This window comes from Aliihoeflea sp. 2WW, from assembly GCF_000497755.1.
In the GTDB taxonomy this organism is placed as follows: domain Bacteria; phylum Pseudomonadota; class Alphaproteobacteria; order Rhizobiales; family Rhizobiaceae; genus Aliihoeflea.
Genome location: NZ_AYOD01000035.1, coordinates 12,116 through 33,546, shown reverse-complemented (window position 1 = coordinate 33,546; position 21,431 = coordinate 12,116). Strand labels below are relative to the sequence as shown.

General features: G+C 64.6%; 24 protein-coding genes. 13 read left to right on the top strand and 11 right to left on the bottom strand.

What is annotated here, in order from left to right:
• Position 1 precedes the first annotated feature (1 nt).
• The 3 genes from ALII_RS0114150 to rpsA all read left to right on the top strand — a co-directional run bounded on the left by ALII_RS0114150 (position 2) and on the right by rpsA (position 3,246).
• A complete protein-coding gene (locus ALII_RS0114150; protein ID WP_024587965.1) occupies positions 2–706 on the top strand; it encodes an SDR family oxidoreductase in 705 nt (234 codons plus the stop codon).
• Entirely contained in the window at positions 703–1,353 is a 651-nt protein-coding gene (cmk, locus tag ALII_RS0114145; RefSeq protein WP_024587964.1) for a (d)CMP kinase, read from the top strand. Before ALII_RS0114150 ends, cmk begins: the two co-directional genes overlap by 4 nt.
• 189 nt (positions 1,354–1,542) lie before the next feature.
• Positions 1,543–3,246 (top strand): 30S ribosomal protein S1, encoded by a 1,704-nt coding sequence (gene rpsA / locus ALII_RS0114140; protein WP_024587963.1) that lies wholly within the window; start codon positions 1,543–1,545, stop codon positions 3,244–3,246.
• A gap of 63 nt (positions 3,247–3,309) precedes the next feature.
• On the opposite strand, the gene ALII_RS0114135 is transcribed toward rpsA, so the two are convergent.
• Positions 3,310–3,612: a type II toxin-antitoxin system RelE/ParE family toxin gene (locus ALII_RS0114135; RefSeq protein ID WP_024587962.1), complete on the bottom strand. Its 303-nt coding sequence runs from the start codon at positions 3,610–3,612 to the stop codon at positions 3,310–3,312.
• Positions 3,609–3,869: a type II toxin-antitoxin system ParD family antitoxin gene (locus ALII_RS0114130; protein ID WP_024587961.1), complete on the bottom strand. Its 261-nt coding sequence runs from the start codon at positions 3,867–3,869 to the stop codon at positions 3,609–3,611. The genes ALII_RS0114135 and ALII_RS0114130 overlap by 4 nt, the downstream gene beginning before the upstream one ends.
• A 156-nt stretch (positions 3,870–4,025) precedes the next feature.
• On the opposite strand from ALII_RS0114130, the gene ALII_RS0114125 reads away from it, so the two are divergent.
• Together ALII_RS0114125 and ALII_RS0114120 are read left to right on the top strand one after the other, a co-directional pair.
• Complete coding sequence (locus tag ALII_RS0114125) at positions 4,026–4,223, top strand: CsbD family protein (protein ID WP_024587960.1); 198 nt, start codon at positions 4,026–4,028, stop codon at positions 4,221–4,223.
• Positions 4,224–4,386: 163 nt separating this feature from the next.
• Positions 4,387–5,418, top strand: coding sequence for a histone deacetylase family protein (locus ALII_RS0114120; protein WP_024587959.1), 1,032 nt, complete (start codon positions 4,387–4,389; stop codon positions 5,416–5,418).
• Here ALII_RS0114120 and zigA read toward each other — a convergent pair.
• Both zigA and ALII_RS0114110 read right to left on the bottom strand, forming a co-directional pair.
• The gene (gene zigA, locus ALII_RS0114115) at positions 5,415–6,626 is read right to left on the bottom strand and encodes a zinc metallochaperone GTPase ZigA (protein ID WP_024587958.1); all 1,212 of its coding nucleotides are present in this window, start codon (positions 6,624–6,626) and stop codon (positions 5,415–5,417) included. The two genes, ALII_RS0114120 and zigA, sit on opposite strands and share 4 nt — an antisense overlap.
• An 84-nt stretch (positions 6,627–6,710) precedes the next feature.
• The gene (locus tag ALII_RS0114110) at positions 6,711–7,808 is read right to left on the bottom strand and encodes a zinc ABC transporter substrate-binding protein (protein ID WP_024587957.1); all 1,098 of its coding nucleotides are present in this window, start codon (positions 7,806–7,808) and stop codon (positions 6,711–6,713) included.
• Between the two features lie 105 nt (positions 7,809–7,913).
• On the opposite strand from ALII_RS0114110, the gene ALII_RS0114105 reads away from it, so the two are divergent.
• The 3 genes from ALII_RS0114105 to ALII_RS0114095 are packed head-to-tail and all read left to right on the top strand — an operon-like array spanning position 7,914 to position 9,962.
• Positions 7,914–8,771 carry a metal ABC transporter ATP-binding protein gene (locus ALII_RS0114105; protein ID WP_024587956.1) on the top strand — a complete coding sequence of 286 codons (858 nt, stop codon included), beginning with the start codon at positions 7,914–7,916 and terminating at the stop codon, positions 8,769–8,771.
• Positions 8,728–9,570 carry a zinc ABC transporter permease subunit ZnuB gene (gene znuB / locus ALII_RS0114100; RefSeq protein WP_024587955.1) on the top strand — a complete coding sequence of 281 codons (843 nt, stop codon included), beginning with the start codon at positions 8,728–8,730 and terminating at the stop codon, positions 9,568–9,570. The genes ALII_RS0114105 and znuB overlap by 44 nt, the downstream gene beginning before the upstream one ends.
• Positions 9,567–9,962, top strand: coding sequence for a Fur family transcriptional regulator (locus ALII_RS0114095; RefSeq protein WP_024587954.1), 396 nt, complete (start codon positions 9,567–9,569; stop codon positions 9,960–9,962). The genes znuB and ALII_RS0114095 overlap by 4 nt, the downstream gene beginning before the upstream one ends.
• Before the next feature lie 46 nt (positions 9,963–10,008).
• Here the strand turns inward: ALII_RS0114095 and ALII_RS0114090 are convergent, their stop codons facing one another.
• The gene (locus ALII_RS0114090) at positions 10,009–10,455 is read right to left on the bottom strand and encodes a Fur family transcriptional regulator (RefSeq protein ID WP_024587953.1); all 447 of its coding nucleotides are present in this window, start codon (positions 10,453–10,455) and stop codon (positions 10,009–10,011) included.
• 143 nt (positions 10,456–10,598) lie between these two features.
• On the opposite strand from ALII_RS0114090, the gene ALII_RS0114085 reads away from it, so the two are divergent.
• The 4 genes from ALII_RS0114085 to ALII_RS0114070 are packed head-to-tail and all read left to right on the top strand — an operon-like array spanning position 10,599 to position 14,063.
• On the top strand, positions 10,599–11,489 hold the full coding sequence (locus ALII_RS0114085; RefSeq protein WP_029660548.1) for a metal ABC transporter substrate-binding protein: 891 nt from the start codon (positions 10,599–10,601) through the stop codon (positions 11,487–11,489).
• The gene (locus ALII_RS0114080; protein WP_024587951.1) at positions 11,486–12,373 is read left to right on the top strand and encodes a manganese/iron ABC transporter ATP-binding protein; all 888 of its coding nucleotides are present in this window, start codon (positions 11,486–11,488) and stop codon (positions 12,371–12,373) included. Before ALII_RS0114085 ends, ALII_RS0114080 begins: the two co-directional genes overlap by 4 nt.
• A complete protein-coding gene (locus ALII_RS0114075; protein WP_024587950.1) occupies positions 12,370–13,230 on the top strand; it encodes a metal ABC transporter permease in 861 nt (286 codons plus the stop codon). The genes ALII_RS0114080 and ALII_RS0114075 overlap by 4 nt, the downstream gene beginning before the upstream one ends.
• Positions 13,227–14,063, top strand: a complete 837-nt coding sequence (locus tag ALII_RS0114070; protein ID WP_024587949.1) for a metal ABC transporter permease — start codon at positions 13,227–13,229, stop codon at positions 14,061–14,063. The genes ALII_RS0114075 and ALII_RS0114070 overlap by 4 nt, the downstream gene beginning before the upstream one ends.
• A 172-nt stretch (positions 14,064–14,235) precedes the next feature.
• Here ALII_RS0114070 and ALII_RS0114065 read toward each other — a convergent pair whose 3' ends face one another.
• From ALII_RS0114065 to coxB, 4 genes are all read right to left on the bottom strand, one after another.
• Positions 14,236–15,915, bottom strand: a complete 1,680-nt coding sequence (locus ALII_RS0114065) for an alpha-glucosidase (RefSeq protein ID WP_024587948.1) — start codon at positions 15,913–15,915, stop codon at positions 14,236–14,238.
• 92 nt (positions 15,916–16,007) lie between these two features.
• Complete coding sequence (locus tag ALII_RS21305) at positions 16,008–16,373, bottom strand: hypothetical protein (RefSeq protein ID WP_024587947.1); 366 nt, start codon at positions 16,371–16,373, stop codon at positions 16,008–16,010.
• Positions 16,370–18,892 carry a cytochrome c oxidase subunit I gene (gene ctaD, locus ALII_RS0114055; protein ID WP_024587946.1) on the bottom strand — a complete coding sequence of 841 codons (2,523 nt, stop codon included), beginning with the start codon at positions 18,890–18,892 and terminating at the stop codon, positions 16,370–16,372. The genes ALII_RS21305 and ctaD overlap by 4 nt, the downstream gene beginning before the upstream one ends.
• On the bottom strand, positions 18,889–19,530 hold the full coding sequence (gene coxB, locus ALII_RS0114050) for a cytochrome c oxidase subunit II (protein ID WP_348265986.1): 642 nt from the start codon (positions 19,528–19,530) through the stop codon (positions 18,889–18,891). The genes ctaD and coxB overlap by 4 nt, the downstream gene beginning before the upstream one ends.
• A gap of 120 nt (positions 19,531–19,650) precedes the next feature.
• Between coxB and ALII_RS0114045 the strand changes: the two genes are divergently transcribed.
• On the top strand, positions 19,651–20,151 hold the full coding sequence (locus tag ALII_RS0114045) for a DUF2231 domain-containing protein (RefSeq protein WP_024587944.1): 501 nt from the start codon (positions 19,651–19,653) through the stop codon (positions 20,149–20,151).
• On the opposite strand, the gene ALII_RS0114040 is transcribed toward ALII_RS0114045, so the two are convergent.
• Positions 20,129–20,629, bottom strand: coding sequence for a CopD family protein (locus ALII_RS0114040; protein ID WP_029660544.1), 501 nt, complete (start codon positions 20,627–20,629; stop codon positions 20,129–20,131). The genes ALII_RS0114045 and ALII_RS0114040 overlap by 23 nt on opposite strands.
• Positions 20,629–21,378 (bottom strand): cytochrome c oxidase assembly protein, encoded by a 750-nt coding sequence (locus ALII_RS0114035; RefSeq protein WP_024587942.1) that lies wholly within the window; start codon positions 21,376–21,378, stop codon positions 20,629–20,631. The genes ALII_RS0114040 and ALII_RS0114035 overlap by 1 nt, the downstream gene beginning before the upstream one ends.
• Between the last annotated feature and the right edge of the window lie 53 nt (positions 21,379–21,431).

Genomic DNA, 21,431 nt, shown 5'->3' with positions numbered 1-21,431 from the left:
GATGACGCAGACCAGAGTGGCGATGATCGTCGGTGGCGGCAGCGGCATTGGCGCTGCGTGCGCGCGCCGTCTCGCGGACGAAGGCTTTGCCGTCGCGATCATGTCGTCGTCCGGCAAGGGCGAGGCGCTTGCCCGCGAGCTTGGCGGTCTCGGCTTCACCGGCTCCAATCTGGAACCGGCAGATCTGAAGCGCTTCACCGACCTGACGCTCGAGAAATACGGCCGGATCGACGCCGTCATCTCCAGCGCCGGGCACGGCCCCAAGGGCGCGGTTCTCGATATTTCCGATGCCGACTGGCAGCGCGGCATGGAGTTCTACCTCCTGAACGTCGTCCGCATCGCGCGCCTTGTGACGCCGGCCATGCAGGCGCAAAAAGGCGGATCGTTCGTCAACATCTCGACTTATGCGGCCTTCGAGCCCGAAGAGGCGTTCCCGACCTCGGGGGTCTTCCGCGCCGGCCTCGCCGCATTTTCCAAACTCTTTGCCGACCGCTATGCGTCGGACAACATCCGCATGAACAACGTCCTGCCCGGCTTCATCGATTCGCTTCCGGAGAAGGACGACCGGCGCGAGCGCATTCCAATGGGACGTTACGGTCGTTCGGACGAGGTCGCAGAGCTCGTCGCCTACCTCGCCTCCGACCGGTCGAGCTACATGACCGGCCAGAACCTGCGCATCGACGGCGGCATCACGAGGTCGGTGTGAGGACGGAAACGGAAAGCCTCCTCGTCATCGCCATTGACGGCCCCGCGGCGTCCGGCAAGGGCACGCTCGCGCGTCGTCTCGCCGACCATTACGGCCTCCCGCATCTCGATACCGGGCTGACCTATCGCGCCGTCGCCCGCGCGCTGTTGATGGAAGACCTCTCGCTCGACGACGAGAACCTGGCCGAGCAGGTTGCTGCAGCGCTCGACCTGTCGGCGCTCGACCGCGATCAGCTTTCCGAATACGGCGTCGGCGAGGCGGCTTCGCGCGTCGCGGTCATGCCGGCCGTGCGCCGCGCGCTCGTCGCCAAGCAGCGCGATTTCGCCTCGACCCCGCCCGGCGCCGTGCTCGACGGACGCGATATCGGCACGGTCGTCTGCCCGGATGCCGACGTGAAGCTCTACGTGACGGCGTCTCCGGAGGCCCGTGCGCTGCGCCGCCATCAGGATGCGCCGGAGGTCTCCTACGACGACGTTCTGGCCGATATCGCACGTCGCGACGCCCGCGACATGGGCCGCACGGATTCGCCGCTTCGCCCCGCCGACGACGCGCACTTGCTCGACACGACGCAAATGGATATAGAAGCGGCCTTCCAGGCTGCGAAAATCCTGATCGATGATCGCCTCGCAGCCAGGGCACAGTCCTGAAGATCGGACGGCCTGCCTCGCGACCCTCCAAAAGGTCGTGACCGTGGGCATTCCGCTTTTCGCGTAAAGAACCGGCCCCGTCGCATCCTGCGCCGAATTTTCGATCCTGAGGGATCGATGCGACATGGGCCTTGATCAACACAAACCCCGGCGCCGCTCGTGGCGATGCCCGAGCTTCCAGGAGCTTAAATGTCAAACGCAAACCCATCCCGTGACGATTTCGCCAGCCTTCTCGAAGAGTCCTTCTCCGAGAACCACTCGGCCGAAGGTTCCGTCGTCAAGGGCATCGTCACGGCCATCGAAAAAGACATGGCCATCATCGACGTCGGCCTGAAGGTCGAAGGTCGTGTCCCGCTGAAGGAATTCGGCGCCAAGGCCAAGGACGGCCAGCTCAAGGTCGGCGACGAAGTCGAAGTCTATGTCGAGCGCATCGAGAACGCGCTGGGCGAAGCCATGCTGTCGCGCGACAAGGCGCGCCGCGAGGAAAGCTGGGTCAAGCTCGAAGCCAAGTTCGAGGCCGGCGAGCGCGTCGAAGGTATCATCTTCAATCAGGTCAAGGGCGGCTTCACGGTCGATCTCGACGGCGCCGTGGCGTTCCTGCCGCGCAGCCAGGTCGACATTCGCCCGATCCGCGACGTCACCCCGCTGATGCACAACCCGCAGCCCTTCGAAATCCTCAAGATGGACAAGCGCCGCGGCAACATCGTCGTTTCGCGCCGTACGGTCCTCGAAGAGAGCCGTGCAGAGCAGCGTTCCGAGATCGTCCAGAACCTCGAAGAGGGTCAGGTCGTCGAGGGTGTCGTCAAGAACATCACCGACTACGGCGCGTTCGTGGATCTGGGTGGCATCGACGGCCTGCTGCACGTCACCGACATGGCCTGGCGCCGCGTCAACCACCCGACGGAAATCCTGTCGATCGGCCAGACCGTCAAGGTCCAGATCATCCGCATCAACCAGGAAACCCACCGCATCTCGCTCGGCATGAAGCAGCTCGAGGCTGATCCGTGGGAAGGCATCGGCACGCGTTACCCGATCGGCAAGCGCGTTACCGGCAAGGTCACGAACATCACCGACTACGGCGCGTTCGTCGAGCTGGAGCCTGGCATCGAAGGCCTCATCCACGTCTCCGAGATGTCCTGGACCAAGAAGAACGTGCACCCCGGCAAGATCCTGTCGACGACTCAGGAAGTCGATGTGGTCGTGCTCGAAGTGGACCCGCAGAAGCGCCGCATTTCGCTCGGCCTCAAGCAGACGCTCGAGAATCCGTGGGAAGTGTTCGCCCGTACCTACCCGTCCGGCTCGATCGTCGAGGGTGAGGTCAAGAACAAGACCGAATTCGGCCTGTTCATCGGTCTCGAAGGCGATGTCGACGGCATGGTTCACCTCTCCGACCTCGACTGGACGCGTCCGGGCGAGCAGGTCATCGAGGAGTACAACCGCGGCGACATGGTGCAGGCGCAGGTTCTCGACGTCGACATCGAGAAGGAGCGCATCTCGCTCGGCATCAAGCAGCTCGGCAAGGATGCGATCGGCGACGCCGCCGCTTCCGGCGAACTGCGCAAGGGCGCGATCGTTACCTGTGAAGTCACGGCCATCAAGGACGGCGGCATCGAGGTCAATCTCGTCGACCACGACATCGAGAGCTTCGTGAAGCGCTCGGACCTGTCGCGCGACCGCGACGAGCAGCGCCCCGAGCGCTTCTCGGTCGGCCAGAAGGTCGATGCCCGCGTCACGCAGTTCGACAAGAAGACCCGTCGTCTGTCCGTTTCCATCAAGGCGCTCGAAATCGCCGAAGAGAAGGAAGCGGTCGCACAGTACGGTTCGACGGACTCCGGCGCATCGCTCGGCGACATTCTCGGCGCCGCGCTGAAGAAGCAGAACACCGACAACTAAGCCGCAAGGCTCCGTTGAACGGACAAAAGACCCCGCCGGAGCGATCCGGCGGGGTTTTTCATGTCAGAAATCTGTATCCCCGAAAAGCGCGTCCTGATCCATGGCGCCATGGATGATCCGGACGATCGAAACCTGTGTTTCCAAAACCTCGTAGACGATGAGGTAGGTCTGGAATACGCGCCTACGCATTTCGCGCTGACGGGATCGGTCCAGTCTCTCGAAGCGTCTCGGATGCTCGGCGAGTTCGGTGCACGCCGCCCGCATCTGCTGAGTAAAGCTCAGCGCCCGGAACGGATTGTCGAGCGCGATGTAATCACCAATCGATTCGAGGTCGGCTTCCGCTTCAGGCGAAAATATGATCCTCACGACCGGTCGGCGGCCATGGAGCGATACTTCGCTTCGAGCCGATCAAAGACCTCGTCCGCCGGTTTTCCTTCGCCCCTGTCCAGCGACGCCAGCCCTTCTGCAATCATCTTGTCGAGCGCTTCCAGCTTGGCTTGCCGCTCCTCCAGCAAACGCAAGCCGTCGCGCAAGACTTCGCTTTTCGAGTTGTAGCGTCCCGACGTCACCAGCTTGGCGACAAATTGCTCCAGATGCGGGCCAAGTTCGGCGCTGATCGCCATGGCGAACACTCCATCCAATAATAGTTATTGAATGTGCGTCGCCATCGATCCGAATTCAAGTCCGCCATCGCGAGGAACATCACCGGCTCTTCCACGTTAGCCATGCAGGACGGCAACGACCCGTCACCAAGGTGCAGAACGAGGAAGGAATACGCCATGAATTGGAATCAGATCGAAGGCAATTGGGAACAGTTCAAGGGCAAGGCCCAGCAGCAGTGGGGCAAGCTCACCAATGACGATCTCGATGTGATCAAGGGCAACCGCAAGGAGCTCGCAGGCAAGCTGCAGGCTCATTACGGCAAGTCCCAGGAAGAAGCCGAACGCGAAATCGACGACTGGTCGGCTCGCCACTGACGGGTTCACCCGGACGACGACTGGCCCGCTCGCGTAACTGAGCGGACCCGGTCCGGCAGAAGGCCTCGCTTTCGAGCGGGGCCTTTTTCTTTGGCCGCTCTAGGCTGGCAGAGGCGCGGCTGAGCCGCTACGTTCGGCGCAGACCACCCATGCAAGGCTCTCGATGAAAACGATCTTCTCTCCCCGCCACGCGGGCCATTCCGGCAATCTCGAACTGATCGACGGAGCCATCGTGCCTGCCTTCGAGATGCCGTCGCGGGCCGAGTTCATCAAGGCGCGCATTGAAGAGGTCGGCCTCGGCCCGATTTCCGAGCCCACCGAGCACGATCTGACGACGGCGAAGAAGGTCCACAAGCCGGCCTTCATCGACTTCCTGCCGCAGGTCTATCCTGAATGGGAAAAGACCGGCCGCACCGGCACCGCCATGCCATTCACCTGGCCGACGCGCGGCCTGCGCGGCGATGTCGAGCCTAAGACGATCGACGCCCGCCTCGGCTTCTACTCCTTCGACGGCGGCGCGACTTTCGTCAAAGGCACGTGGAACGCCATCAAGTCCTCGCACGATACGGCGCTGAGTGCCGCCGCGCTCGTCCAGGCCGGCGAACGCGCTGCCTTTGCGCTCTGCCGCCCGCCCGGCCACCATGCCGGATCGAACTTCATGGGCGGATACTGCTTCATCAACAACGCCGCCGTCGCCGCGCAGTGGTTCCTCGACAATGGCGCAAAGCGCGTCGCGATCCTCGACGTCGACTATCATCATGGCAACGGCACGCAGGAAATCTTCTATGCCCGCGCCGACGTGAAGGTCATCAACCTCCACGCCGATCCACTGGTCGAATATCCGTTCTTCCTCGGCCATGCTGACGAGACCGGGCAGGGCGCCGGCGAAGGCTTCAACCACAATTTCCCGATGCCTTTCGGCACGAATTACGCTGAATGGGCCGAGTCGCTGGAGGAAGGCTGCCGCCGCCTCGCCGCCTATGCGCCGGACGTCGTCGTCGTCTCGCTCGGCGTCGACACGTTCGAGAAGGACCCGATCTCGAAGTTCAGATTGACCACCGACGACTACCCCAGGATCGGCCGCCGCATCGCCGCCCTCGGCCTGCCGACGCTCTTCGTCATGGAAGGCGGCTACGCCGTCGCCGAAATCGCCGTCAACGCCGTCGGCGTCCTGCAAGGCTTCGAGGGCAGTTAGGCCGCCGGCCGCGTCCAACTCGGAAACGGATCGGGCAACCCCTTCCATAGATCCGGCATGAAGATCGGCGCATCGACGAGGCACGCGTCGAGTTCGGCCTTGATGCGCACCTCGTTCATCGGGTGCGTGCCGATGAAGACGATCTCCTGCCGCCTGTCGCCCCAGACGGGGTCGAGGTAGTCCGCCATCGCCGCATGCCATTCCGGGTCCTGCGGCCAGCGCGCCTTGGGTACGGCGGCCCACCACCAGCCACGCTTTTGCGTGCGCACGAGCGCTCCGGCCTGGCTGATTTCGCCGACGAAATCCGGCCGTGTCGCCAGCCAGAAGAACCCCTTGGCGCGGATCACGCCCGGCCACTCCCGGTTGACGAATGCCTGCAGCTTCGCCGGCTGGAACGGCCGCCTTGCGCGATAGACGAAGGAGCGCACGCCATATTCCTCCGTCTCCGGCACATGGTCGGCAAAGCCGTTCAGCTCCTTGAACCACAGCGGATGCGTTTCGGCCTTGGCGAAGTCGAACCGCCCGGTATCGAGGATGTCGCCGAGGTCGACACGGCCGAAATCCGTTTCGATCACATGCGCGTCGGGATTGAGCGCGCGGATGATCCTGCGCGCCATGTCGCGTTCGCCCGCCCGCGCACTCCCGACCTTGTTGAGGACGATCGTGTCGGCGAACTCGATCTGCTCGACCAGAAGGTCGACCAGCGCCCGCTCGTCGCCGTCGCCCGCCGTCTCGCCCCGGTCGCGCAGGAAGTCTGCCGACGAATAGTCCTTCAGGAGATTGGCCGCGTCGACCACGGTCACCATCGTGTCGAGTCTGGCGATGTCTGAGAGACTCTTTCCCGCCTCGTCACGGAATTCGAATGTGGCGGCGACGGGAAGAGGCTCGGAAATTCCGGTCGATTCGATCAGCAGGTAATCGAAGCGACCTTCGGCTGCCAGCCGGCCGACCTCGGCCAGAAGGTCGTCGCGAAGCGTGCAGCAGATGCAGCCATTGGTCATCTCGACCAGCTTTTCCTCGGTGCGCGAAAGGTCCGATCCGCCGTCACGCACCAAAGCCGCGTCGATGTTCACCTCGCTCATGTCGTTGACGATGACGGCGACGCGCCTGCCCTCGCGATTGTTGAGGACATGGTTCAGGAGCGTCGTCTTGCCGGCACCGAGGAAGCCGGAAAGTATGGTGACGGGGAGGCGGGGATCGTGCGCCATGAAGGCTCCTTGTTATAGTATAACACCGATGGGCAAAAAAGGGGGCGGGCCATCGGTCCGCCCCCACGCGTAGGGACGTCTGCCTCAGCCTTCGCTAAGACAGGTCGTCAGGGAGGTCGTGAGATTGCCGATCAGCTCGAAATAGAGCTCCGGCCCGTCTTCGATGTCTGCCCCCAGCGGATCGAGAACACCGGCCTTCGCCTCGGTTCCTTCGGTGATGACGGAGACGAGGCGCGGTTCGAACTGCGGTTCGGAGAAGACGCAGGCCGCGCCGAGTTCTTCCACGCGCGCCTTGATCTCGGTCAGTCGCTGCGCCCCGGGCATCACATCCGGGCTGACGGTGATGGACCCGGCCGCCTCGATGCCGAACCGGTTCTCGTAATACTGGTACGCGTCGTGGAAGACGACGAAGCCGCGATTGTCGATGGCGTCGACGGCATCCTGCGTTTCGGAGAGCAGCGCGTCGAGCCGTTCGGTCGTGGCGGCAGCGTTCGTCGCATAGGCTCCCGCATTGTCCGGGTCGGCGGCGCTCAACGCGGTCTCGATCTCGCGCACCATGATCTTGGCGTTCTCCGGGTCGAGCCAGAAATGCATGTCATGGGCGCCATGCGCATCGCCGTCATGCTCTGCTTCGTGGTCGTGCGCGTGATCGTGTCCGGCCTCCGCATCCGCGTCCGCATGGCTGTCGTCGTCATGATCGTGCGCGTGGTCGTGCGAATGATCGTCCTCGTCCGACGTCTCTTCATGTTCGTGCGCGTGCTCGTCGCCGGTGTCGTCTGCTGCAGCACTAGCCTCGTGGTCGTGTTCGTGGTTCTCGAAGGGGCCGCCCTCGCGATAGGAAAGCCGCGTCAGTCCGTCCGCCTCGCCAAGCTCGACGACCGTCGCATTGCCCGCGAGCGTTTCGAGCGGGCCGTCGAGGAACATTTCGAGGTCGTGCCCGACCCAGAAGATCACGGACGCGCTTTCGAGCATCTGCGCCTCCGAAGGGCGCATCGAATAGGTGTGCGGCGATCCTGCGCCGGAAACGAGCAAGGACGGCTCGCCGACATCGCCCATCACCGCCGCGACCAGCGAATGGACCGGCTTGATCGAGGCCACCACGCCATCGAATGCGCTTGCCGGTCCGGCCGTGCAGGCGGCGAGGGCCGTTCCGGCCAGAAGCGTGGCTTGAAATCTCGTCATCAGGGTCTCCGCAAATGTTACGATATTACATTCATTGCGTTACGCTATAACGTGCGATATACCGGCCTGGCAACCCGTTTCGAAACGAATGCCGAACACGATCTCATGCTGAACACGATCGACAGGACAAGCGAGCCGCTCGTGCGGCTGTCCGGCGCCGGCGTCCAGCGCGCCGGGCGATGGCTGGTGCGCGGCGTCGACATGGACATCCGCCCCGGCGAGATCGTCACCCTGATCGGCCCCAACGGTTCCGGCAAAAGCACGACCGCCAAGACCGCGATCGGCCTCATGAAGCCGCAGGAGGGGACGGTCACGCGCAGGTCCGGCCTCAGGGTCGGCTACGTGCCGCAAAAGCTCGCCATCGACTGGACGCTTCCCCTGACGGTCGAGCGCCTGATGAAGCTCACTGGCACGCCCTCGCCATCCGAGATCGCCGAGGCGCTGGAGGCGACCGGTGTCGCCCATCTCGCCGGCGCCGAAGTGCAGGCTCTATCCGGCGGTGAGTTCCAGCGCGCCCTGCTCGCCCGCGCCATGGTGCGCAAGCCCGATCTCCTGGTCCTCGACGAGCCCGTCCAGGGCGTCGATTTCACCGGCGAAGTGGCGCTTTACGAGCTGATCCGGAACATCCGCAACCGTACGGGATGCGGCATCCTGCTGATATCGCACGATCTGCACGTCGTCATGGCCGACACGGACACGGTCATCTGCCTCAACGGCCATGTCTGCTGCCGCGGCACGCCGCAAAACGTCGTCGCGAGCCCGGAATATCTGAAGCTCTTCGGCGCGCGCGCCGCCGAGACGCTGGCGATCTACCGCCACCGGCACGATCACACTCATCTGGAGGACGGCCGCGTCCTCCACCAGGACGGTTCGGTCACCGACAACTGCCACCCGGCCGATGGCCATCACGATCACGCGCATGATCATGGCCACGACCATTCGCATGGGCACCGCGATGCTTGACGGCTTCTTCACCCGCGCGCTCGTCGCCGGCATCGGTCTCGCGCTCACGGTCGGCCCGCTCGGCTGCTTCATCGTCTGGCGGCGCATGGCCTATTTCGGCGACACCATGGCGCATTCGGCGCTGCTCGGTGTGGCTCTCGCCTTTTTGTTCCAGATCAACCTGATGGCCGGCGTCTTCCTCGTCGCCTCGCTCGTCTCCGTCGCGCTCCTGCTGCTGCAACGGCGCGGCGCGCTGTCCACCGACGCGCTGCTGGGCATCCTGTCGCATTCCACGCTCGCCCTCGGCCTCGTCATGGTGGCCTTCATGAGCTGGGTCCGCGTCGATTTGATGGGCTTCCTCTTCGGCGATATCCTCGCCGTTTCGCGCACCGACATCGCGCTCGTCTATGGCGGCGGCGCGATCATTCTGGGCCTCATGGCGTGGCTCTGGAAGCCGCTTCTGGCCGCCACTGTCAACGAGGAACTGGCGGAGGCCGAAGGCATGGCGCCCGAGCGTTCGCGCTTCATCTTCATGCTCCTGATGGCGCTCGTGATCGCGATCGCGATGAAGGTCGTCGGCATCCTGCTCATCACCTCGCTGCTCATCATCCCCGCCGCCACCGCGCGGCGCTTTTCCACGACGCCCGAGCAGATGGCGGTCCTCGCCTCGTTCATTGGCGTCGTCGCCGTCGTCGGCGGCCTTTTTGGCTCGCTCCACTTCGACACGCCGTCCGGTCCGTCGATCGTGGTGGCGGCGCTGGTTCTTTTCCTGCTAAGCCTCTTCTCCTTCACCCGGCGTCCGGCGGGAGCCCTGCAATGACCGCACACGACCTGACCAAGAACCAGGAAATGGTGCTCGGCGCGCTGTCGGCGGCCGACGGCCCGCTTTCCGCCTACACGATCCTCGACCGCCTCCGGGATCGCGGCTTTCGCGCGCCCTTGCAGGTCTATCGCGCGCTCGAGAAGCTTCTCGACTACGGCCTCGTCCACCGGCTGGAATCGATCAACGCCTTCGTCGCCTGCGCCCACCCGCATTGCCACGGCCATGGCAGCATCGCCTTCGCGATCTGCGAGAAATGCGGTCAGGTCGAGGAATTCTCCGACGCCACCGTCCAGTCCCGCCTCGGCGACTGGTCGCGCGATCACGGCTTCAAGCCCTCCAAGACCGCCATCGAAATCCGCGGCACCTGCGCCACCTGCCTGGCGGCTTGATCGAAGACGTCGGCTTCCGGGACTCATTCCGTGACGCCGAAAATATTTACCCGCCCCGCGAAACCTTCCCCCGCCGCCTGCGCCCATAAAGCTCCAGCCGGTGGTGCACGATGTCGTAGCCTAGCTCGCGCGCGATCTCCTGTTGCAATTCCTCGATGCGCTCGGAGTGGAACTCGATCACGTCGCCCGTATCGAGGTCGATCAGGTGGTCGTGATGCTCCACGCCCGCCGGCTCGAAGCGTGACGGCCCGCCCTCGAACGCATGCCGGTGGATCGCGCCGACGCCTTCGAGCAGCTTCATCGTCCGGTAGACCGTCGACAGCGAAATCCCCGAATCGATCTCCACCGCGCGCTTGAAGATTTCCAGCGCGTCCGGGTGGTCGCCCGCATCCGCAAGAATCGAAAGGATCACCTTTCGCGGCCGCGTGATCCGGACGCCCGCCTTGCGCAGTTCGCCTTCATAATCGGGTCGGATCGGGGTCGTCTGGTTCATGCCGTCAATTATGCGTCAGTTGGGAATGCGATGCAAAGATGGGTTCGCAACTAAACACTTCAGTTGCAAACGATTTGCAATTGCATTGACGTCCGAGCCTGCTGACGCTACGTATGACCCAAAGCAATCTCCCGGAGTCCTTCATGACCCTCCTGCGCCGCCTCGTCCTTGCCGCCGGTCTCCTCGTCGCCGCGGCCCCCGCACACGCGCAGGACGACCAGTTCAAGGTCGTGACGACCTTCACCGTCATCGCCGACATGGCGCGCAACGTCGCCGGCGATGCAGCCCTGGTGGAATCGATCACCCGCCCCGGTGCCGAAATCCACGAATACCAGCCGACGCCGCGCGATCTCGTCCGCGCGCAGGACGCGGACTTGATCCTCTGGAACGGACTCAACCTCGAACTCTGGTTCGAGCGCTTCTTCGCCAATTTGTCGGATGTGCCGAGTGTGGTGGTGACCGATGGCATCGAGCCGATGGGCATCGGCGAGGGGCCTTACGAGGGCCAGCCCAACCCCCACGCCTGGATGTCGCATGACGCCGCGCTCGTCTACATCGACAACATCGCCGCCGCCTTTGCCGAGCACGACCCGGACAATGCCGCGACCTACGAAGCGAATGCCGAGGCCTACAAGGCCCAGATCGACGCCATGGTCGCGCCGATGCGCGATGCTTTGGCCGAAATCCCCGAAGAGCGCCGCTGGCTCGTCACCAGCGAGGGCGCGTTTTCCTATCTCGCCCGCGATCTTGGCCTGAAGGAACTCTATCTCTGGCCGATCAATGCCGATGCGCAAGGCACGCCCCAGCAGATCCGCCGCGTCATCGACGCGATGCGCGAAAATTCCATCCCCGCGATCTTCTCCGAAAGCACGGTCTCGTCCGCCCCGGCCGAGCAGGTCGCGCGCGAGACCGGCTCGGCCTATGGCGGCGTCCTCTATGTCGATTCCCTGTCGGAGGAGGGTGGTCCGGTGCCGACCTATCTCGACCTGCTTCGCGTCACCACCGAAACCATCGTTAAGGGCCTGTCGGAATGAACCTCGAAGGCCGAAAACCCGTCGCAGCCGCGCCTGACGGGCTGACCGTCTCCGGCGTGACGGTTACCTACCGCAACGGCCAGACGGCCCTGCGCGACGCCACCTTCGCCATCCCGCGCGGCACCATCACCGCGCTGGTCGGCGTCAACGGTTCAGGAAAGTCGACCCTCTTCAAGGCGATCATGGGCTTCGTCCCGTCCGGGTCCGGCAGCGTCACCATCATGGGCGAGCCCGCCGGCCGCGCACTCAAGCGCAACATCGTCGCCTACGTTCCCCAGGCCGAGGAGGTCGACTGGAACTTCCCCGTCCTCGTCGAGGACGTCGTCATGATGGGCCGATACGGCCATATGGGCTTCCTGCGCATCGCCTCTGCCGAAGACCGGCGCATGGTCGACGCCGCGCTCGCGCGCGTCGGGATGTCGTCCTATCGCAAGCGCCAGATCGGCGAACTCTCCGGTGGCCAGAAGAAGCGCGTCTTCCTCGCCCGCGCGCTGGCGCAGGAGGGCCAGGTCATCCTCCTCGACGAGCCATTCACCGGCGTCGACGTCACCACCGAGGAAGCGATCATCAAGCTCCTGCAGGAATTGCGCGCCGAGGGCCGCATCATGCTGGTCTCGACCCACAATCTCGGCTCCGTGCCCGAATTCTGCGACCGGGCGGTGCTCCTGAACAAGACCGTCCTCGCCGCCGGCCCCACCGAGGAGGTCTTCACCCACGAGAATTTGCAAAAGGCGTTCGGTGGCGTGCTGCGTCATTTCACCCTCGGCGGCTCCGACCTCCATGACGATGCAGACGCCCGCAGCGTGACCGTCCTCACCGACGACGAACGCCCCTTCGTCCTTTACGGCGACGAAGCCAGGAAGATGCGCGGGCACGGCGAATGATAGAGACCATCTTCGAGCCCTTCACCTATTCCTACATCTTCAATGCGATGTGGGTGAGCGCGCTGGTCGGCGGCACCTGCGCCTTTCTCTCGGCCTATCTCATGCTGAAAGGCTGGTCGCTCATCGGCGACGCGCTCTCCCATGCCATCGTCCCCGGCGTCGCCGGCGCCTATATGCTCGGCCTGCCCTTCGCCGCCGGCGCGTTCCTGTCGGGCGGGCTCGCCGCCGGCGCGATGCTGTTCCTCTCCGCCCAGACCAAGCTTCGGCAGGACGCGGTGATCGGGCTGATCTTCACCTCCTTCTTCGGCCTCGGCCTGTTCATGATCTCGCTCTCGCCCGCCTCGGTCTCGATCCAGACCATCGTGCTCGGCAACATCCTCGCCATAACCCCGGCCGACACGCTCCAGCTCGTCCTCATCTCCGGCATTTCGCTCGCGATCCTCATCGCCAAGTGGCGCGACCTCATGGTCGTCTTCTTCGACGAGAACCACGCCCGCTCGATCGGCCTTCGCCCGAACGTCCTGAAGACCGTGTTTTTCACCTTGCTCGCCGCCTCAACGGTCGCCGCGCTCCAGACGGTCGGCGCCTTCCTCGTCATCGCCATGGTCGTGACGCCCGGCGCCACTGCCTACCTCCTGACCGACCGCTTCCCGCGCCTGATCGTCATCGCCGTCGCCATCGGCTCGCTGACGAGCTTCGTCGGCGCCTATGCGAGCTTCCATCTCGATGGCGCGACGGGCGGCGTCATCGTCGTCCTCCAGATGCTCGTGTTCATCGCCGCCTTCCTGTTCGCGCCGAAACACGGCCTCGTCGCCGGTCGCCGCGCCGCGCGCATCGAACGCGAGGCGGGGCGATGATCGACACGCTCCTGATGCCGTTCCAGTTCCCCTTCATGGTTCAGGCGATGCTGATCGCGGTGCTCGTCGCCCTGCCGATGGGCCTTCTATCGCCCTATCTCGTGCTCAAAGGCTGGTCGCTGATGGGCGACGCTATCAGCCATGCCGTCTTGCCGGGCATCGTCATCGCCTATGTCGCCAGCCTGCCGCTGGCCCTCGGCGCCTTCGCGGCCGGCCTCTTTTGCGCCATCGCCACCGGCTTCCTGAAGGACAATTCGCGCATCAAGGAAGACACCGCCATGGGCGTCGTCTTTTCCGGTATGTTCGGGCTGGGCCTCGTCATGTTCGTCGCCGTCGAGACGAGCGTCCACCTGAACCACATCCTCTTCGGCGACGTCCTCGGCACCACATGGCGCGACATCGGCGAAACCGGCGCCATCGCCGGCGCGACGGTGGTCGCACTGGTGATCTTCGGCCGCGATTTGATGCTGTTCTCCTTCGACCCCGGCCACGCCCGCACGGTCGGCCTTAAGGTCCGTCTCCTGCATTACGGCCTCCTGACGATGCTCTCGCTCACCATCGTCGGCGGCCTTCAGGCAGTCGGCATCATCCTCGCCATCGCCTTTCTAATTGCCCCCGGTGCAACCGCCTTCCTGCTAACGCGCACCTTCCGCTCCATGGTCATCACGAGCGCCGTCATCGCGGTCCTCTCCGCCGCGACCGGCATCTACCTCTCCTTCTTCATCGACTCCGCGCCGGCTCCGACGATTGTGCTGGTCATGTCGACGGTCTTCGTCATGGCGTTTGCGTGGTCGCAGGTGCGGGACGCGGGAATGCGTAGGTCTTCGGGCTGAGAGAGGGTTTTCCGAAGGAGACCCCCACCCTCTATCCCTCCCCACAAGGGGGAGGGAGGTCGTGAGCGCGGTGCTCTATCCTTTATGCCGGGTGGTGCTTTGAAGAGTCACGATCGAAGCTGGCGAACTCCCTCCCCCTTGTGGGGAGGGATAAAGGGTGGGGGTCCCCTTCCTAAGCCTCGATCAACGCAAAAAACGCCCCATACGGCCCAAGCCTGATCTCGCCCTTCTCATAAGTCCCAGCAAACCCATGCTCGTCCAATGAAGCGAGCCTCAAATCCTCCACCGCCAGCGACACCCAACCCGAACCGAGATTGAACGCGCACAGCATCCGCTCTTCCGCGTCGCGCCGCTCGAACACCAGCGCATCCCCTTCCGCGACGAGAAAAGTGATCGACCCCTTCACCAGCGCCTTGTGCTGGCGCCGGAACGCCAGAAACCGGCGATAGTGCTCCAGCACCGAATCCGGCCGACCGACCTGCGCCGAGACCGACAGAGGCCCATGCGCGGGCGAGACCGGCAGCCACGGCACGGCCTCGGAAAACCCCGACGCATGGTCGCCTTCTTCCCAGACCATCGGCGTGCGGCATCCGTCGCGGCCGCGATATTCGGGCCAGAAGCGGATGCCATAGGGGTCTCGCAGATCCTCGAAGGCGAGTTCGGCTTCCGGCAGGCCCAGTTCCTCGCCCTGGTAGAGGCAGACCGAGCCGCGCAGCGAGAACAGGAGCGCCGAGACGATCTTGTTGTAGGCGACCGGATCGGCCTCGCCTTCGCCCCAGCGCGACGCGTGCCGCGTCACGTCATGGTTGGAAAACGCCCAGCACGACCAGCCGGTACGCGCCACCGTCTCGAATTCCTCCAGCACGCGCCGCACGTTCGGCGCGGTGATCTTCATCGGCTGCAGGAAGTCGAACGCGTAGCACATGTGAACGCGTTCGTTGCCCGCAGTATAGGCCGCGACGATGTCGAGCCCGCGCTGCGCATCCCCCACTTCGCCAACCGCGGTCGTCCCCGGATATTCGTCCAAGAGCGCCCGGAAGCGCCGCAGGAAGTCGAGATTCTCCGGCTGACTCTTGTCGTAGAGATGGTCCTGGTAGTTGTAGGGGTTCACCGACGGCGCGATGGAATCGTTGCGGTGATCCTCGTGCAGCGGCGGATTGTCCTCCAGCCCCTTCGAGTGGAAGTAGAAATTGATGACGTCGAGCCGGAAACCGTCGACCCCGCGCTCCAGCCAGAACCGAACGATGTCGAGCAGTTCCTCCTGAACTTCCGGATTGTGGAAGTTCAGATCCGGCTGCTCGGCAAGGAAATTGTGCAAATAATACTGCCGCCGCGGTGAATCGAACTGCCAGGCCGAACCGCCGAACATCGATAGCCAATTGTTGGGCGGCGTGCCGTCCGGCTTCGGGTCGGCCCAGACGAACCAGTCCGCCTTGGGGTTGGTCTTGTTGACGCGGCTTTCCAGAAACCAGGGGTGCTCAAGCGCGGTGTGCGACATGACGAGGTCGATCATCACCCTCATGCCCAGCCGGTGCGCCTCGGCGATCAGCGCGTCGAAATCGTCGAGCGTGCCGAACATCGGGTCGACGTCGCGATAGTCCGAGATGTCGTAGCCGAAATCGCGCATCGGCGACTTGAAGAAAGGCGAAATCCAGATCGCGTCGACGCCGAGCGAGGCCACATGCGGCAGGCGGCGCACGATGCCGGCAAGGTCGCCGATCCCGTCGCCGTTCGAATCCTGGAAGGAGCGCGGATAGATCTGGTAGATCACCGCGCCGCGCCACCAGTCGGCATCCGGAAGGTCGGTCTGCGCGGGCGAAGGGTGAGCGAGGTTCGCTCTCACATCATCCATCTCGGGTTCCGTTGGTTGGGACAGGGCGACTGCCCGAATGGGCGCGTTTGCGCAGCAGAGCTAACAAATGTGAAGTTTTGATAGCAACCCGCTCAATGGCAGGCGGTGAGGAAAAGAACCGGCCCCAGCGAAAACAGCGTCGATGCCAGGGCGGCCCATGCCGCCATCCACGCCGCCGTCTCGATGAAGGGGCGAAGGACGAGGCCCGCTCCGCCCGCCGCCCGCCGCCGCTCCGCCGCGATCCGCACCACCCACCATCCGGCGATGAGCGAGATGACGAGCAGCCCGACCAGCACCGCTCGCTGGACCGAGATGGGGCCGAGAAAGGCCTGGTCCCAGCCAAACGCGCAGCCGATCGAAAGCATCGAATAAAGCGCGACGAACGCCGCCGACCAGACGATGAAGCCGGCAAGCAGCCACATCAGCCGGCTCGCAGGCACGCGTTCCGAAACGATCATTGCCCGCCTCCCTGGATCGCGACGATGAGCGGCATGACGAGAATGAGCGCGATGCCCGCGACCCCCGTCAGCGCCGTATAATCGTGCCACAGCTTGCCGATGCGCAGGTCGAGGCTGCGCCGCGCGGAAACGAAGCCGTTCATGATCCGCCATGCGCCGTAGAGCGCGAAGACGATGCCGAGCGCCGAATGGATCGCCGTATAGGCGAGCGTCACGAAGGCCGTCGCCGCATAGGCATGGCTGGTCGGCTCGGGCAGCGCCGTGTTGATGAGGAAGAGCAGCAGCCCGACCGTGACGACATGCGCGCCGGCGGCACACAAGATCAGAGGCAGCGCCCCGCCCCCTCCGGCATTGGCCGCCACCGCCATGCGCGAGAGCAGCGCCGCTCCGACGACGGCGATCACGGTCATCAGCGGCAGGATCAGGCCCGTCTCGATCAGTTCGGTCGGCGGCCAGCCCGGCGCGACGAGCCAGAGGAAGAACACCGCGAAGATCAGCGAGGCATAGAGCGTCCCGTTGCAGGCGAGCAGGAACACCATCCCCCACCAGGAAGGCGGACCATCCGCCTCGTAATGCGGCGGCACGCTGATGCCGTTGCCGATGTCGAGTTCACCATGGTCGTGGCGCAGCCCCGTCACATTGGTCCAGGCAAGGCAGAGCAAGAGCGTCACCGCCAGCGGCACGAGCGACAACCAGTAGAACTTGAAGAGGAGGCACAGCACGAAAAGGCCGATGGCGATCGCCGTATAGAGCGGCAGGAACGTCCGGTTCGGCAGCACGATCGTCTGGTCCGGCCGGCCCGTCGTCATGTCGACGCCCAGCGTCTCCTGCCATCCGTTCCGGGCAAAGCCGAGATAGCCGTTGCCGGCCGCAAGCTCGTTGCCGATCGCGTGCGGGTCGAGCGTGTCCGCCCGTCGGTCGACCAGCGGCAGCGAGGCGAAATTGTAGCTTGGCGGCGGGTTCGGCTGCGCCCATTCCAGCGTCCGCGCGCCCCATGGGTTGCGCCGATACGGCTTGCCGAAGCGAAATTGCAGGATGATGTCGACCAGGATCAGCGCAAAGCCCATCGTCAGGATGAACCCACCGATCGAGGACAGAAGGTTCAGCCAGTCCCAGCCGACGCCCGACGGATAGGTGTGAACCCGCCGCGGCATTCCGCGCAGGCCCGTCAGGTGCATCATGAAGAAGGTCATGTTGAAGCCGACGAAGATCAGCCAGAAGGCCGGCACCGAGATCTTGTGCATCGTCAGCCGCCCGGTCACGTGCGGTAGCCAGTAATAGGCGGCCGCCAGCATCGGAAAGACGAACCCGCCGACCAGCACATAGTGCAGATGCGCGACGACGAAATAGCTGTCGTGGACCTGCCAGTTGAACGGCACCATGGCGAGCATCACGCCGGTCAGCCCGCCCAGAACGAACACGAACAGGAAGCCGAAGATGTAGAGCATCGGAACGTCGAAGCGCGGCCTGCCATGCGCCAGCGTCGCCAGCCACGCGAAGATCTGAACAGCGGTCGGGATCGCCACCAGCGCGCTCGCCGCCGAGAAGAAGGCGAGCGCCAGATGCGGGATGCCGACCGTGAACATGTGGTGCACCCACAGCCCGAAGGAGAGAAATGCAACGGCGACGATCGCGACGATCACGGCCCGGTAGCCCATCAGTTCGCGCCGCGCGAAGACCGGGATGATGGTCGAGACCGCACCCGCTGCCGGCAGGAAGATGATGTAGACCTCAGGGTGTCCGAACAGCCAGAACAGATGCTGCCACAAAAGCGAATCCCCGCCCCGCGTCGGGTCGAAGAAGGGCAGGTCGAAGGCGCGCTCCAGTTCGAGCAGGATCGAGCCGAGGATGAGCGGCGGAAAGCCGATCAGCATCATCCCGGCGGTGACCAGCAGATACCAGGCGAAGATCGGCATCCGGTCGAGCGACATGCCCGGCGCGCGCATCTTCAGGATCGTCACGGTGATCTCCACCGCCGCCGAGATCGCGGAAATCTCGACGAAGGTGATCCCGAGCAGCCAGACATCGGCATTGATCCCCGGCGTATAGGTCGACGACGACAGCGGCGTATACATGAACCAGCCCGAATCCGGCGCCACGCCTGCTAGCATGGCGACGATCAGGATCGAGCCGCCGAAAATGTAGCAGTAGAAGCCGAGCGCGGTCAGCCGCGGGAAGGCGAGGTCGCGCGCGCCGAGAAGCTTGGGCAGGAGATAGATCGCGAACCCCTCGAACATTGGGATCGCGAACAGGAACATCATCACCGTGCCGTGCATGGTGAAGATCTGGTTGTAGACCTCGGGGCCGACGAAAGCCGTGTTCGGCGTCGCCAGTTGCGCCCGGATCAGCATCGACAATATGCCGCCGATGGAGAAGAACACGAAGGCGGCGATGATGAAGCGGCGGCCGAGGATCGTGTGGTTGACGGCGGCGAGCCGCTGCAGCCCGCGCGGCGTGTGCCAGATTTCGTCGAGTTCGCGGTGCAGCCGCACGGCGTCGGTCTTGCGCGTCTCGCTCATCGGCCGGCCTCCGCAAACGCGGTCTCGCGCGCATTGTCGTAGTCTTCGGCCGCGTGCGCGACGACGGTGAAACGCATGGTCGTGTGCCCGTTGCCGCAAAACTCCGCGCAGATGCCGCGATAGCTCCCCGGCCGGTCGGCCTCGATCCGCAGCACGTTCTCGTGGCCGGGTATGGCGTCGATCTTGCCGGCAAGGCGCGGCACCCAGAAGGAGTGTATGACGTCTTGCGTCGTCACCACGACATCGACGGGTTGCCCGGCCGGAATGTGGAGTTCGCTCGTCGTCGCATCGCTGTCGTCATAGCCGAAGCGCCAGTCCCACTGGTAGGCCTGGGCGTAGACTCTCAGCGGCGGTTCCTCCAACGGCCGCGGGATCATGCGTTCGCCGAGCACGAATGCGGCGGCGACGAGCCCGACGAGGACGACGCTCGGCATCACCAGCCCCCCACCGACGAGCCACTGGCCGACCGAAAAGCGAGCGAGCAGCGCCGGCCGATACCAGGCGAGCGTATAGAGCGCCCCGACCATCACGAAGAGCACCGCCGCGCCCCAGAACATGATCCACCACAGCGTCGCCACCGCGCCCGCCGCCGGCCCGGCCGGATCGAGCGTCGAAAGCGGTCCGGAACAACCAGCCAGAAGCGGCAGGGGCGCGAGCGCGGCAAGGCGCCACTCGACAGCGCGTCGCCGCGCGCTAGAATCGATCTGTGCGGAACGGGGCAGGGTCGTCTCCGTTGGGGATGAAACCGAGGGCTGGGCATGAACGAGACGCGCGACCGGGGCAATCCCGTCATCGAGGAAGTGGTCGAGGAGGAGATCACCTCCACCGTCGCCATTGCCGGCCATCCGATCCACGCGATGAGTGTTCACTTCCCCATTGCACTCGTCTTCGGCGTACTCGGCTGCGACGTCTTCTACTGGTGGACGGGCGATCCGTTCTGGGTGCGCGTCGGCATCTGGGCGGCCGGATTCGCCTTTTTCACCGGCATTGCCGCCGGCATCGTCGGCACGCTCGAACTCCTGCTCGTCGCCGGCATCCGCATGCGCGTGGCAAGCTGGACGCACGCCGTCGCCGCCATGACGCTCATCGCCATCGCCGGCACGAACTGGGGCCTTCGGCTCGTCGATGAAGGCGCGATCCTGCCGCACGGCATCCTTCTTTCGGCACTCGCGGCCTTCTTCACCGGCCTGGCCGGCTGGCATGGCGGGAAACTGGTGTTCGATCACGGTGTCGGCCTCATCGTGACAGCCAGGGAATGAAGTCGCCGACGATATCGCGCAGCGCGCCCGGGCGCATCCATTCGGCGGGCACCCAGTCGAAGTGAAGCGGCGGCTTGGCCAGAACGACGGCAAGGATGGCGAAAACGACCAGCGTCGTGACGATGGTGACGGCGACGAACCGCCAGGCCGGGTACATCTCGCCCTTTTCGAACAGGCGGATGATGACGAGCCCGGTCAGGATGTGGATCACGACCAGCACCCCGACAAACGCCATCTTCAGCGAAAACCATTCGACGAAGGTCGATTGCAGGAAGATGAGGGCGATGCCGGAAGCGACCGCGACGAAGGCCGCCGGCGAGATCAGCGACACATAGGCGAAGCGCACCAGCCCCTGCAGGCGGTAGAGCGCATCGTCGTTCTCGACGGTGTGGCGTTGCGCGTAGAGCCCGGGCAGGCAGATCAGCCCGGCGCACCAGATCGAGATCGCGGCCAGATGGACGAATTTCAGCCAGACCATCAGCGCGTCTTCGGCGAGGTGAACGGTTCGGCGCGCCCGAAGAGCTGCCACGCGATGACGAGCGCCACCGCCAGATAGGGAAGAGCTGCCGGCACCCACATCATGAGCCCGGCAAGCTGCTGGTCGCCGAGCGGCGTCAGCCCGTAGGGCAGGGTGGTCGTCGCATGCGCCTCATAGAGCGGCCGCGTCGCGAACGTCAGAAGCGCGCCGAGCATGCCCATCTGCACGATCGAGCCGAGAAGGGCGAAGAACGCTGGTCCGGCCCGTGCTGCGAGAATGCCTTGCCACATCGCGAAGGCCGAGAAGAACAGCGACAATTCCATCAGCCAGTAGATTGGCACGGAAGACAGCGCCCATTGATAGGGGATCGGCGCATGCCAGACCCACATCACGAGCGTATGCGCAAGGAATGTCGCCGAAAGCGGCAGCTGCGCGAACCGCGTCGGGAGAGCCAGCGCCAGGAGGGGAGCAGCGGCCGCGACAAGCAGGAGGTGGTGAACGATGCGGGCGGAAAACAGCGCCGAAGCGAGCGCGCAGATCGGCGAGACGAAGGCGATCAGCAGAACCAGCACGGCCAGCACGCCAGAAGGAGACCGTGCCGCCTCCGCCGCGCTCTTGCGCGACATGGCGAGCGCGCCCGCAGCCATCACCGCGAAAACGGCGATCAGCAACGGGTCGAAATTCCAGCTCGACCAGAGGTCGGCGGGCATCGGCGCCGGCCCGCAATAGGGTATCTGCGTCGGTTGCAATCTGGTCTCCCCGGTCGTCCCACCGCTTCACTGTATCGAATTTCCCAGGCAGC

Coding starts and splice junctions, on each gene's coding strand:
- ALII_RS0114150 (WP_024587965.1), top strand. CDS start 2: ATGACGCAGACCAGAGTGGCGATGATCGTCGGTGGCGGCAGCGGCATT.
- rpsA (WP_024587963.1), top strand. CDS start 1,543: ATGTCAAACGCAAACCCATCCCGTGACGATTTCGCCAGCCTTCTCGAA.
- ALII_RS0114130 (WP_024587961.1), bottom strand. CDS start 3,869: ATGGCGATCAGCGCCGAACTTGGCCCGCATCTGGAGCAATTTGTCGCC.
- ALII_RS0114125 (WP_024587960.1), top strand. CDS start 4,026: ATGAATTGGAATCAGATCGAAGGCAATTGGGAACAGTTCAAGGGCAAG.
- ALII_RS0114120 (WP_024587959.1), top strand. CDS start 4,387: ATGAAAACGATCTTCTCTCCCCGCCACGCGGGCCATTCCGGCAATCTC.
- zigA (WP_024587958.1), bottom strand. CDS start 6,626: ATGGCGCACGATCCCCGCCTCCCCGTCACCATACTTTCCGGCTTCCTC.
- ALII_RS0114110 (WP_024587957.1), bottom strand. CDS start 7,808: ATGACGAGATTTCAAGCCACGCTTCTGGCCGGAACGGCCCTCGCCGCC.
- ALII_RS0114105 (WP_024587956.1), top strand. CDS start 7,914: ATGCTGAACACGATCGACAGGACAAGCGAGCCGCTCGTGCGGCTGTCC.
- znuB (WP_024587955.1), top strand. CDS start 8,728: ATGATCATGGCCACGACCATTCGCATGGGCACCGCGATGCTTGACGGC.
- ALII_RS0114095 (WP_024587954.1), top strand. CDS start 9,567: ATGACCGCACACGACCTGACCAAGAACCAGGAAATGGTGCTCGGCGCG.
- ALII_RS0114090 (WP_024587953.1), bottom strand. CDS start 10,455: ATGAACCAGACGACCCCGATCCGACCCGATTATGAAGGCGAACTGCGC.
- ALII_RS0114085 (WP_029660548.1), top strand. CDS start 10,599: ATGACCCTCCTGCGCCGCCTCGTCCTTGCCGCCGGTCTCCTCGTCGCC.
- ALII_RS0114080 (WP_024587951.1), top strand. CDS start 11,486: ATGAACCTCGAAGGCCGAAAACCCGTCGCAGCCGCGCCTGACGGGCTG.
- ALII_RS0114075 (WP_024587950.1), top strand. CDS start 12,370: ATGATAGAGACCATCTTCGAGCCCTTCACCTATTCCTACATCTTCAAT.
- ALII_RS0114070 (WP_024587949.1), top strand. CDS start 13,227: ATGATCGACACGCTCCTGATGCCGTTCCAGTTCCCCTTCATGGTTCAG.
- ALII_RS0114065 (WP_024587948.1), bottom strand. CDS start 15,915: ATGGATGATGTGAGAGCGAACCTCGCTCACCCTTCGCCCGCGCAGACC.
- ALII_RS21305 (WP_024587947.1), bottom strand. CDS start 16,373: ATGATCGTTTCGGAACGCGTGCCTGCGAGCCGGCTGATGTGGCTGCTT.
- ctaD (WP_024587946.1), bottom strand. CDS start 18,892: ATGAGCGAGACGCGCAAGACCGACGCCGTGCGGCTGCACCGCGAACTC.
- ALII_RS0114045 (WP_024587944.1), top strand. CDS start 19,651: ATGAACGAGACGCGCGACCGGGGCAATCCCGTCATCGAGGAAGTGGTC.
- ALII_RS0114040 (WP_029660544.1), bottom strand. CDS start 20,629: ATGGTCTGGCTGAAATTCGTCCATCTGGCCGCGATCTCGATCTGGTGC.